Origin of the sequence: Variovorax sp. PDC80 (assembly GCF_900115375.1) — a bacterium.
Taxonomy (GTDB): domain Bacteria; phylum Pseudomonadota; class Gammaproteobacteria; order Burkholderiales; family Burkholderiaceae_C; genus Variovorax.
The window spans coordinates 162,921-174,680 of the sequence record NZ_FOWG01000010.1 but is presented as its reverse complement, the minus strand read 5'-3'; the positions used below and the strand labels follow the sequence as shown (position 1 = coordinate 174,680).

Genomic DNA, 11,760 nt, shown 5'->3' with positions numbered 1-11,760 from the left:
CCGCGGGGCGGCGATGTCAGCGCGGCGTCGACGGCTGCGCCGCGGGCGCCTTGGCGCCTTCGTCCTCGAGTTCGAACACCTTGCCGTCGATCTCGATGCGTTCCACGTTGGCGGAGAAGCTGCGCCGGTCGGCGAAGACGATGTTGTCGGCCAGTGCCGCGGCCCGTTGCGTGAGGCTCGCCGTGGTCTGGACGGCGGGGCGTTCCGGCCGGCGCTGGGCCTCCGAGCTCGCGGCGGCCGCGAGACGCGAACCCGTCTGCGCGCGTTCCTGCAGCGCCGCGGCACGCGCTGCGGCCTGCGCGGCGGCGACGGCGGCCGCCTGCGCCTCGGCGGCAGCCTGTGCCGCCGCTTCGCTCGATGCACGGGCGGCTGCTTCCGCCGCGGCTTGTGCCGCCGCGGCCGCGCGGGCTGCCGCTTCGGCTGCAGCTTGCGCCGCTGCTTCGGCCGCTGCATCGCGGTAGGTGCTGTTGGTGATGGTGCCCGTGCCCGTGTTGTTCCCGATCAGGCGACCCGTGGTGTCGTTGCCATGGATGACCGACCCGGTGGCATGCGAGTTGTCGACATTGCCATCCTGCATGCGGCCCACCAGCCCGCCGGTGAAGTCGAAGTCGGCGCCGCCCGTCACGTTGCCGCTGGCGCGCGAGTTGACGATCGAGCCGCCGTCCATCTGCCCCACCAGGCCACCGGCGGCGTAGGAGCCGAACACGTTGCCGCTCGAGAAGGAGTCCGTGATGAGGCCCGAGTTGCCGCCGACCAGGCCGCCCGCGATCTCGCCCCTCACGTCGCCCGAGGCGTGCGATCCGGAGATGGTGCCGCTGTTCGAACCCGCCAAGCCGCCCACACCCTGGCTGACAGGTCCGCCATTCACGTTGCCGGTGGCATAGGAGTTGGTGATCTTCGCGTCGGGACCTCCGTTGCTGCCGACCAGTCCGCCCACCGAAGCGCCGAAAGCCGTGACGACGCCGCTCGCATGCGAGCCCGAGATGGTGCTGCCGTTGTTCCAGCCGACCAGGCCGCCGATGTTCTGCGAGGCGTTGCTCGCGCCGCCTCTCACGTTGCCGCTGGCGTAGGAATCGACGATGCTGGCGCCCCCGAGGTTTTGTCCGGCCAGCCCGCCGACGTTGGAGTCTCCGCCCGTCACGTTGCCCGTGGCGTAGCTGTTGGTCAGGGACGCAGTGGCACCGCTGTTGATGCCGACGAGGCCGCCGACGGAGCTTGCGTTGTCCGACACAGACACGTTGCCCGTGGCATGGGAGTCGGCGATGGTGCCGTTGATGTTGCCGCCGACCAGCCCGCCGATGTTTCCGTTGAGCAGGCCGGCGCTGGTGTCGGTGACCACCGAGACGTTGCCGGTGGCGCTGGAGCGAAGAATCTTGTAGGTCGCGCCGAAGTTCCTCCCCACCAGTCCGCCGATGTCATTGAAGCCGCCCGTGTAGCGTGTCGATGCGCTCACGGCAGCGGTCGAAAAGGAGTCCGAGATGATGCCGTTGCCGACGATGGGCTCTCCGGTGTCGGGGTTGAAGCTGCTCCCGTTGTAGCCCACCAGGCCGCCCACGCTGACGACACCCTGCACCGACCCCGTGACGTAGGCGTGGCTGATGGCGCCGCCGAAGTTCTCCCCGACCAGCCCGCCGACGCGGCCATAGCCGCTGACGTCGACGCCGAGCAGGCCGATGTCGCGGATCGTGCTGCCGACCTGCGCCGAGCCGATCAGTCCGACCGGCGTTTGCGAGGAGTCGTTGTGCACCGGCTCCAGGATCGTCAGGTTGCTGATCGTGTGACCCAGCCCCGCCAGCGTGCCCGACAACTTGGACACCACCGTGTTGTCATAGGTCTTGCCCGAGGCATCGAGGTTGCCCGCGAGCGCATAGCGCCCGGCCGCAACACCACCAGCGTCGTCGATCTTCTCCAGGTCGCTCATGCTGTGGATCAGCGTGTAGGCCTGCCCGTTCATCGCGAGCGTCGCATTGGCACCGCTCAACGTGACCGACGCGCCCTGGCTCATGTCGATGCGGTAGTCGCCACCGTAGTTGAGCTTCAGCCCCGCGCGCGCGCCCGTCGCCGTGATCGGCGCGTCGATACGCACGTCCTTGGCCGCGGTCAGCGTGAGCGCTGTGTTGGCCGACCAGTTCACACCTTGGCCGACGTAGAGGTGGCCATCGGCGCCGTTCCCGCCCGTCGATGAAATCACCACGTTGTTGCTGCCCAGTTGCCTGCCGAGCTGAGCACCGCTGATGTTCGCGCCCGCACCGACGGTGAAGGCATCGGAAGCCAGCGTCCACGTGCCGGTATCGCCATTCGCGGCCTTGGTGGTGACCGCGGCGTCGTCCGACACGCGCACGCTGCGGCCCGAGGTCTCGACGGTTCCGCCGCCGCCGGTCGCGGGCGAGGAGGCGTCGAGCGTTCCGCCCACGTTGGCCGTGCCGCCATCGGCGCGCACGACGATGCGGCCCTTGAGATCGTCCATCGTGCGCGCCTGCACGATGCCCGTGTTGTTGACCTGGCTGCCCAGCAGTTCGTCGGCCGCCTTTGCGGTGAGGATCACCGTGCCGCCGTCGGCCTGGATGGCGCCCTTGTTCTCGACCAGCGCACCGAGCGCGCCTTCGTCGATGCTGAGGCTCACCAGCGAATCGCCGTTGAAGTTGAGGCTGATCTTCTCGCCGCTGCCCAGCGCCACCGTGCCCTTGGTGGCGACGATCACGCCCTGGTTCGACACCGAGCGGCCGAGCAGCGCGACGTAGCCGCCCGGGGCCGCGGTGAGCGTGCCCATGTTGATGACCGAACCGCTGCCGCCGTTGCCGCTGAAGACATAGCGCCCGGCATTGAAGTCCGCGTCGCTGAGGTTCAGCGTGCTGGCCACGAGGCCGGCCGTGTTCACGCTGCTGCCGCGGGTGAACAGCACGCCGTTGGAGTTGATCAGGAAGACCTTGCCATTGGCATTGAGCGCGCCCTCGATCACGCTGCGTTCGTTGCCGACCACGCGATTGAGCGTGATCGCCGAGGCATTGGGCTGGTTGAAATTGACGGTTTCGCCGGCGGCGATGCCGAAGCCCTGCCAGTTGATGCTCGCGCGTTGCGTGCTCTGGTCGATGCGCGTCACGCTGCCCGCCTGGCCGATGGTGGCGCTGCCGCTGGTGACCGTGCCGCCCTGCGGCGCGGCCGTGGCGATGGATGAATAAGAACAAAGCAACGCGTAAATGGCCGCGCATACTTTCGAACTCAATTCGGGAACATGGCCAGTGTATTTTTTCGTGGTCTTCTTCATTTGTTCACCTGTCTCGTTATATTTTTGAGAGTATAGCGTCCGTGATTTTTTTCGCGCCATAGGACGATTTCCAGTCGCCAGAGCCTTCAATTCAATGCCTATGCATTACCCGAATGCTATGCAACCTATATGCAAGCCTATATAGCGAGAAAGATTCACACGCAGTCATTCATCCAATTCTTCGAGGAGATAACGTGAAAAAGCTTTCGATCAGAAAAATTACCCTGAGCGTTTCGGCATCGGTGCTGATGCTGAGTTCGTCCGCCACCTGGGCGCAGTCGATCACCGTGGCCGTGGCCGCGAATTTCCAGGGCGCGATGGTCCAGCTCGTCAATGCCTTCGGGGCCTCGGGCCTGCCGTTCTCGGGCAGCAGCTTCACCGTGACCTATGGCGCGACGGGCGATTTCCAGACGGCGATCAACACCGCGCTGGCCGCACCCGGCGGCACCACGCCCTATGACCTGTTCTTCGCGGCCGACGACACCACGCCGGCAGCCCTGCGCACCGGCCATCCCACCGTGGTGCAGGTGCCGTTCCGCTATGCCGAGGGCAAGCTGATCCTGTGGTCCAAGTACGGCCCGAACGTGAGCACCAGCGGCTCGAGCGGCTTCACCAATCCCGCGAGCTACGCCTATGCGAACGGCCAGGTCGCGATCGCCAACCCGGTCACCGCGCCGTACGGCACCGCGGCCCAGCAGGTGCTGAGCCGGGTCAACGCCATCACCTACCCGGGCGGTGCCTACGACGCCAAGTTCGCGCAGTACACGACCATCGGCACCACCTACACGGCGGTGAATGCGAGCACCAGCGCCACGACCTATCCCAACATCGGCTTCGTCGCCAAGTCGCAGCTGTGTGACAGCAGCACCGGCGCCATCCGCACGCCGCTGACCGGCACCTACTTCGAGTACACGCCGGCCACGGTGAACGGCAACCCGCCGCATGACCGCCTGCTGCAGGACGCCGTGGCGATCCGCGGCCGCGCCGGCTCGACCAATGCCGCGGTCGACGCCTTCATCGCCTACGTGGGCAGCACGGCCGGTCGCGCGATCATCCTGAAGAACTGCTACATCTAGGGCAGAGGCATCGCCGGCGGGGCGGGAGCGGGCATCGCTGTATTTTGTAAGATACAGCGATTGCCCCGATCCAGGCAGACGGATACCGCCGATGACCATGATGCTTCCCGAACTGCTCCGATCCGCCGTCACCGAGGCAGGGTTGCCATTGGCGGCCCTGCGACGCGCACGCTCCCTGTCGCAGCGCGCGGTCCGGCAGATCGCTGCGGGCATCCGGCCCGGCATGACGCATGCGCAGGCCACGGCCCTGGCGGCGGCGACGCTGCAGGCGCTGGAGATGGAGCGCAACTGGCATCCGATCGCGATCCGCTTCGGCGAGGACACGCTCAAGACCGCCAGGGACGCGTCCGACCCGGCTCGCGTGCTCGGCGAACAGGACATCTTCTTTATCGACATCGGCCCCGAGTGGGAAGGCCACGAGGGCGACGCCGGCGAGACCTTCGTGGTCGGCGGCGATCCCCAGATGGAAGACTGCGCGAGAACCGTGCGCGCGATCTGGCAGGAAGTGAGTTCGCGCCTGTGCACCGAGGGCCTCGACGGCGAGGCGCTGTATGCCTATGCGACGCAGCGTGCGCAGGCCAGGGGATGGCGCCTCAACCTGGGCCTCCACGGGCACCGTGTCGGCGACTTCCCGCCCGCGATCCCTGCGGCCGGGCGCGGTCCGGGACTCTGGGTGCTGGAGATCCAGATCGCGCATCCGACGCGCCCGTTCGGCGCGTTCTACAAGGACCTGCTCATCGCGGACGAAGTGGTGCACGAAGCCATCTGCTAGCGCACACACTCGATGATGTCCACCTTGCCCACGCCACCGAGGCAACGACTCGAAGCCACCGCGGATTCGGTCCTGTCGCTCATCCAGGCGCAGGCCTTCGAGCATGCGCTGCGCGCCCTGAATGCGGCGGTGCCGCATCGCTTCACCGCCATCTTCAAGGTCGACGGCGATCAGGTCAGGAACGTGCTGCTGATCGACAAGCTGGGACAACCACGGCCCGAACGCTTCGCCGTGTTTCCGCTGGCGGACAGTTTCTGCCGGTTCGTGCTGCGCGACGCCTTCCTTCACGTCGAGGACTCCTCCCAGGAGGCGCTGCTCGACGGCAGTCCCTATCAGGGAATGATCCGTGCCTACCACGCGGTCGCGCTGACGCTGCTCGATGCGCGGGTCGTCGGAACGCTGAGCCACTTCGACACCGCGCCGCAGAAACTCGACGATGCGGATTTCGGCCTGCTCGTGCTGGCCGCCCGGACGCTGCCCGACTACCTGGTGAACGCGGCGATCTGGGACTAGCGCGCGATCAACCGAAGGTGAAGGCAAAGGCCTCCACGCCCGGATCGAGAAACTCGATCTCGAAGCGCCGATCCGCCACCGCGCCGCGCTGCCGCACCAGCTGGTAGAGGCGCTGGCCGTCGACCACTCCATTGCCTTGTGCATCGATGTCGATGCCGTGGTCGTCTCCGGGCGGCTTGCCGTCGAGGGTCACCTTGATGCGCACGGGATGCCCCGGCGTCGTCGATCCGAGCACGAGATGCAGGTCGCGCGCATGGAAGCGGTAGGCGATGCGCCCCCGTGCCTTGTCGAGCACGGCGCTTTGCCCGCCCACGGTCCAGCGGCCGCCGAGCGCCCACTGGTTGGCCTCGAGCCGGGACGGCGCCGTGTAGCCGTGCGCCTTGCCGCGCACCGGGCCGCCGGGCGAGACGAAGTTCTCGGCGCGTTCGTAGCCGATGTAGGTCTCGGGCGATCTCAGGTTCGCGCCGTCCGCCGCGGCCTGCGCGCCTTGCGCCTCGACCTTGACGAGCTCGCCGGGCATCGCGCCTTGTCCCGCTTCGGCCAGCAGCTGCCGGATGACCTGCTCCGACTCGTCGTAGGCGCCCTCGCCGAAATGGTGATGGCGGATGCGCCCCTGCGCGTCGATGAAGTAGTGCGCGGGCCAGTACTCGTTCCTGAAGGCGCGCCAGATCGCATAGTCGTTGTCGACCGCCACCGGGTAGTCGAGCTGCAGATCCTTCACGGCCTTGCGCACGTTGTCGAGCTTCTTCTCGAAAGCGAACTCCGGCGCGTGCACGCCGATCACCACCAGGCCCTTGTCCTTGTACTTCTCGGCCCATGCGCGCACGTAGGGCAGGGCGCGCAGGCAGTTGATGCAGGAGTAGGTCCAGAAGTCGATCAGCACCACCTTGCCGCGCAGGGCCTCCATGCGCAGGGGCGGCGAGTTGAGCCATTGCACGGCGCCGTCGAGCGCGGGGGCCTGGTCTTCGACCGGCAGCGCCGCGGCGCCGCCGCCCTCGGCCCGCATCGCGCTGTTGGCGGCCATCATGGCGTTGCCGGGCGCCATCATCACGGTGGAATCGGGGCCGGTCGTCACCAACGGCGATTCATCCCTGGGCCGCACCTTGTCGATCAGCGCCTGCTCGACCGAGGCAGTTCCCGCCAGCGAGAGCTGCGCCAGCACGCCGGTGTCCAGCCCCAGCGCGATGGCCGCCACGCCGCACAGCAGGGCCGCGCCCATGCCGCGGCGGATCCATTCGCCCGCGCCCAGCGACCGCTTCATGGCCTTGAACAGCCGTCCGCCCACCAGCAGAGCCCCAGCCAGCGAGGTGGCCGCGCCCGCCGCATAGGCCAGCAACAACAGCGAGGTCCGGACGCTGGCGCCGCCCAGTGCCGCGCCGGTCAGCACCAGCCCGAGGATGGGGCCGGCGCACGGCGCCCACAGCAGGCCCGTGGCCACGCCGAGCAGCAGCGACGTGCCGAAGGCGGAGCGCGGCGACCCGTCAGCACCGGTGGTTTCGGCCGAGGCGGACAGCCGCTCGCCCCAGCCCACGAGCGGCCGCGCGAGGCGCTCGGACAGCCCCGGCAGCAGCAGCGCCAGGCCGAACAGCGCCATCAGCACGATCGCCACGACGCGCCCGTACTGGTTCGCCTCCACGGCCCAGCCGCCGCCGACCGCGGCCAGCGAGGCCACGCCGGCGAAAGTCAGTGCCATGCCGATCAGCAGCGGCAGCCCGTTCTTCATGAAGGGCCGGTCGCCGCGCGCGAAGACGAAGGGCAGCACCGGCAGGATGCAGGGGCTCAGGATGGTCAGGACCCCGCCCAGGTAGGCGACGACGAACAGCAGCATGGTGGGAGGCCCGGGTGGGGGAATCAGGCGGCGCCGGGCGCGAACTTCATGGCCAGGCCGTTCATGCAGTAGCGCAGGCCCGTGGGCTGGGGTCCGTCGTTGAAGACATGGCCCAGGTGCCCGCCGCAACGGCGGCAATGCACCGCCGTGCGGGTCATGCCGTGCGAGCTGTCGCTCGTCTCGCCGACGGCGTTCGGCAACGGCTGCCAGAAGCTGGGCCAGCCGGTCTTGCTGTCGAACTTGGTCTTCGAGGAGAAGAGATCGAGCGCACAGCCCGCGCAGGCGAAGCGGCCCTCGCGATGTTCGTCGTTGAGCGGGCTGCTGTAGGGCCGTTCGGTGCCGTCCTGCCGCAGCACCGCGTACTGGTTCGGCGTGAGCAGCTTGCGCCATTCGGCGTCGGTCCGGGTGAGCTCGAACTTGCCGGGCTCCGCGGCCTGCGCGGCACCGGAGCGCCAGCCCCAGGCGGCGGCCACCGCGGCCCCGAGCGTCGAGGCCGAGGCGCCGAGGAAGAAACGGCGATCCGAACGATGGGTCATGACAACTCCTGGACGATGGGGCGGATGGCGGCCATCGATATGTACTGTTGAATATAACGAAGCACGCGCGTGACGCCAGCTTGGCGCAACGCCGCCGCTTCGAAAGCTAGTTCGGCTGCCAGGGGCAAAAGGTTACGCCCCCGGCATCCGGCTCGACGGGCCGGCCGCTTGCCGTGGACCTACCCCTTGAGTTCCTCCCCAATCTGGCGCCGCATCTCGTCCGCCAGCGGATGCAGCACGCGGGCCTCGTTCGCCCCCACCACGCCGTAGCCCAGTCCGCGGTCGGCCCAGGCATAGCCCGTGTGCGGGCCGTCGATCCGCCTCATCGTCGGCGTGTCCTGGTCGACGGCCATCGGCCGCACCATCAGCGAGAGCCGCGTGGCCTGCGCATCCTGGTAGATGAAGAGGCCGGCCGGGCCATGCTCGGTCATGACCAGGCGGCCGCCCACGAAGCCGTAGCCCGCGGCCGCGAGGTCGGGGATCGCGACCTGCCGTCCCAGGCGCGACGAGACCCAGCTGACGAGCTCCGCGCGCTGCGAAGGCCCCATCTCCACCGGGCGCGTGGCATCCGATGCGTAGATGTCGTAGCCGCGCGCCGCCTCGCGCCCCAGCGCGAAGATGCCGCTTCCCTCGGGGGCCTGCACGCCACGCAGCGACCATCCGGCGCCGCCGCCGACGCCGAGCGCGAGCACCAGCGCCGCCGCCATGCCCCAGGGCCATCGCCGCGCGGGCTCGCGCCGTGCCTGCGCTTCCTGTCGATCGTGCTCGGCCACCATGCGCGCGAGGTTCAACCCGGGCGGCAGCGGTTCCTCGGCGATGGGGGCCAGCGCTTCGCGCAGCGCGCGCCGGTGCCGTGCATGGGCCTCGACCTCGTGGGCGACATCGGCGTGCTGCCGCAGGTACTCCCGCACCTGGTCATGGCGTCGCGGGTCGAGCACGCCATCGACGTAGGCGTGCAGGTCTTCTTCGAGGATGGGGCGGGCGTCGGGTGGATCGACGTTCATTTGAGTCTCCGCAGGTGGGGGCGTGCCGCAGGTTCGGCATGCGACGGATCGGCCGGTGGCATGGCCTCGACGCCGTCGATCATGCGATGCAGCCGCTGGCGCGCGCGGGCCAGGCGCGACATGACGGTGCCCACCGGAATGCCGAGCGCCGCGGCGGCTTCGGCATAGGACAGGTCCTCGACGGCGACCAGCAGCAGCACCGCGCGCTGCTCTTCCGACAGACCGTCGAGCGCGCGCATCAGTTCGTGGTGCCGCACGCGATGTTCCTGCTGCGCGGGCATGCCCAGCGCCTCTTCGTCGATCTTGTCGATCTCGTCGATGGCCAGGTGCAGGCCGCGGCGCGACTGCTGGCGCATGCGCTGCACCGCGAGGTTGTGCAGGATCGCGAAGACCCAGGAACGCGTGTCCTCGGCCTCGCGCCGCTGGGCCCAGCGCGCGATCACGCGCTCGAGGCAGTCCTGCACCAGCTCGTCGGCCGATTCGCGATCCCGCAGCAGCGCGCGCGCATAGCGCCGCAAGGCGGGAATCATCGGCTCGACGAGCAGGATCAGGTCGCTCATGGATGCGCGTGGAGCCGCTGGGTCGGGGGAAGGCTTCGGGCCATCAAAGCTCCTGGATCTGCACCGGGGCCGCGGGCTTGCCGCCGACCTGCGGCGCGATCACCAGGTAGCGACGAGTATCGCCCGCGGGGCCGTCCTTCACCTGCTGGCGGATCGGCCCGATGGCATTCACGATGGCGGCGCCCGCCGGGTTGGTCATGAAGTTGGCGAGCGGCTGCAGCGTGCCGCTGCCGTCGGGCTTGTCGGCCAGCGCGAGCACATAGGGCTGCTTCGGCTCCAGGCCCGTGGCCGAGGCCTGCAGCACCTGCAGCAGGCCCTGGTCGAAGAGCGCGACGCTGGTCGGCGCACCGGCCGGGGTTGCTTCCTTGCGCCGCCCGGCCGGCACCAGCGAGAGGTGGGCGACCTGGCCGGCCAGTCCCGGCGGCTGCAGGCCCTGCGTGCCGTCGCCCGCGTCGGCCGGCACCGCGTTCGGCACATAGGCGATCGCCTGCGGTGCCTGGCCGATGGGCACGTTCGCGACCACGGTGTGGGTGGCCGTGTCGATCGCGGCCAGCGCATCGGCGTTCTCGAGTCCGACGTAGATGCGCTTGCCGTCCCCCGAGGGCCACACGCCGTGCGGCAGCTTGCCCACCGGAATGGTCGCGACCTGCGAGAAGTCGTCGGTGCGGAACACCTTGACTTGGTTGAGGCCGCCCACGGTGACGTAGGCGAAGCTGCCCTTGGCGGTGGTGGCGAAGTTGACGTGGTTGGTGATCGGCCCGGTGTCGAAGGCCTTGATCGGCGCGAACGGCGGCCTCGCGTCGAACACCATCGTGCGGCCGACGTCCTTGAGCGTGAACCAGACCTGCTTGCCGTCGGGCGTGGCGGCGATGTTGGGGCAGAACGGGCTGTCCTGCTTCACGCGGCCCACGACCTGCTTGCTGGCCGTGTCGATCACCACGGTCTCGGGATTGAACGAGGAGCAGATGTAGCCGTACTTCCCGTCGGGCGAGAAGATCTGCATGCCCGGGCCGTTGGGCGTGGCGATGCGCGTCTTCTCCTCGAAGGTGGCGGCGTCGAGCACGGCCACATGGCTTTCGCCGCGCACCGTGACCCAGACCTCCTTGCCGTCGGGCGTGTAGAAGGCCTCGTGCGGCGAGCGGCCCACGTAGGTGGTGTGCTTCACCGCGTTGGTCGCGGTGTCGATGAAGCTCACCGAGTTCGAGCCGATCGACACCACCGCGAGCGTGCGGTGGTCGGGCGAGAAGCCCATGCCGTGCACCAGCACCTGGCCGCGGTACAGCGGGCTGAAGTTGCCGGGCGCGGGATCGCCGAGGCGGATCACGCCGAGCAGCTTGTTGTCGACCGGGTCGGTGACCGACACCGTGTTGGAGAACTGCTCGGCCGCATAGACGCGGTCGCGGTGACTCATGGCGATGTCGGCCTCGGCGGCGGCACGCGGCGCCTGGCCGGCCTGCGCGCAGGCGGCCGAGGCCAGCAGCGCCATGGCCGCCAGCCAGCGAGGGAAGAGGGGAGAGATGCGGTTCTTCATGGTGTTCTGATGCTCGAAGGGAAGTGAAAGGGGGACCCGGCGGCGCCTACGGGCGGGCGGGCTGCGTGGGGGCGGGCATGGAAGGCGGCAGCGGCTGGTCGAGCGCCAGGCGCATCGCGGCGATCTCCTGCTGCTGCTCGACGATGATTTCCTGCGCGATGCGGCGCAGCTGCTCGTTGCTGCCGTGGCGCAGCTCGGCCAGCGCCATGTCGATGGCGCCCTGGTGGTGCGCGATCATCATCTCGGCGAAGTCGCGGTCCACGTCGCCCGATGGCTTGATGTCCATGCCGGCCATCATCCGGGCCATGGCTGCGTCGTTCTCGGCGGCGAAGCCTGCCTGCGCGGGATCGCGCGAAGTGCAGATGTCCATCAGCCGGGCCATCAGGCCGGCATCGCCGCCCTTGCCGGACGGCGGCGCATGCCATGCGCCGAAGGCCACGGCCGCGCAGGCCAGCGCCGCGGCGCCGAGGAGCAGGGCGCGAGGGCGCCGCAAGCGGGAGGGAGTCGTCGTCAGCATCGAAAGTCCTCGAAAGAGAGGGTTGTTGCGGACGTAGACGCCGCCGCGGACCGCTTATTCCATGCGCTCGAACTTTTCTTTTACGCAGGTTCGCCGGTTCGTTCGCGACGCGCTGTAACCGACGGCGCGATGCGTTCGAACTAGGAACAGGCGCGCCC

General features: G+C 68.9%; 10 protein-coding genes. 3 read left to right on the top strand and 7 right to left on the bottom strand.

What is annotated here, in order from left to right:
* Nucleotides 1–16 precede the first annotated feature (16 nt).
* Nucleotides 17–3,190 (bottom strand): GLUG motif-containing protein, encoded by a 3,174-nt coding sequence (locus tag BM109_RS27035; RefSeq protein WP_177239472.1) that lies wholly within the window; start codon nucleotides 3,188–3,190, stop codon nucleotides 17–19.
* A gap of 323 nt (nucleotides 3,191–3,513) precedes the next feature.
* Between BM109_RS27035 and BM109_RS27030 the strand changes: the two genes are divergently transcribed.
* From BM109_RS27030 to BM109_RS27020, 3 genes are all read left to right on the top strand, one after another.
* Entirely contained in the window at nucleotides 3,514–4,341 is an 828-nt protein-coding gene (locus BM109_RS27030; RefSeq protein WP_177239471.1) for a substrate-binding domain-containing protein, read from the top strand.
* 91 nt (nucleotides 4,342–4,432) lie between these two features.
* Nucleotides 4,433–5,113, top strand: coding sequence for a M24 family metallopeptidase (locus BM109_RS27025; protein ID WP_093349681.1), 681 nt, complete (start codon nucleotides 4,433–4,435; stop codon nucleotides 5,111–5,113).
* Between the two features lie 12 nt (nucleotides 5,114–5,125).
* Nucleotides 5,126–5,626: a hypothetical protein gene (locus tag BM109_RS27020; RefSeq protein ID WP_093349679.1), complete on the top strand. Its 501-nt coding sequence runs from the start codon at nucleotides 5,126–5,128 to the stop codon at nucleotides 5,624–5,626.
* 7 nt (nucleotides 5,627–5,633) lie between these two features.
* On the opposite strand, the gene BM109_RS27015 is transcribed toward BM109_RS27020, so the two are convergent.
* From BM109_RS27015 to BM109_RS26990, 6 genes are all read right to left on the bottom strand, one after another.
* Nucleotides 5,634–7,454, bottom strand: coding sequence for a cytochrome c biogenesis protein DipZ (locus tag BM109_RS27015; RefSeq protein ID WP_093349676.1), 1,821 nt, complete (start codon nucleotides 7,452–7,454; stop codon nucleotides 5,634–5,636).
* A gap of 23 nt (nucleotides 7,455–7,477) precedes the next feature.
* Nucleotides 7,478–7,990: a peptide-methionine (R)-S-oxide reductase MsrB gene (gene msrB / locus BM109_RS27010; protein ID WP_093349673.1), complete on the bottom strand. Its 513-nt coding sequence runs from the start codon at nucleotides 7,988–7,990 to the stop codon at nucleotides 7,478–7,480.
* A 179-nt stretch (nucleotides 7,991–8,169) separates the two neighbouring features.
* The gene (locus BM109_RS27005) at nucleotides 8,170–8,994 is read right to left on the bottom strand and encodes an anti-sigma factor family protein (protein ID WP_093349671.1); all 825 of its coding nucleotides are present in this window, start codon (nucleotides 8,992–8,994) and stop codon (nucleotides 8,170–8,172) included.
* On the bottom strand, nucleotides 8,991–9,554 hold the full coding sequence (locus tag BM109_RS27000; RefSeq protein ID WP_093349668.1) for a sigma-70 family RNA polymerase sigma factor: 564 nt from the start codon (nucleotides 9,552–9,554) through the stop codon (nucleotides 8,991–8,993). The genes BM109_RS27005 and BM109_RS27000 overlap by 4 nt, the downstream gene beginning before the upstream one ends.
* A 43-nt stretch (nucleotides 9,555–9,597) precedes the next feature.
* On the bottom strand, nucleotides 9,598–11,085 hold the full coding sequence (locus tag BM109_RS26995; protein ID WP_093349666.1) for a YncE family protein: 1,488 nt from the start codon (nucleotides 11,083–11,085) through the stop codon (nucleotides 9,598–9,600).
* 46 nt (nucleotides 11,086–11,131) lie between these two features.
* Nucleotides 11,132–11,467 (bottom strand): DUF305 domain-containing protein, encoded by a 336-nt coding sequence (locus BM109_RS26990; RefSeq protein WP_093350157.1) that lies wholly within the window; start codon nucleotides 11,465–11,467, stop codon nucleotides 11,132–11,134.
* Nucleotides 11,468–11,760: the final 293 nt, after the last annotated feature.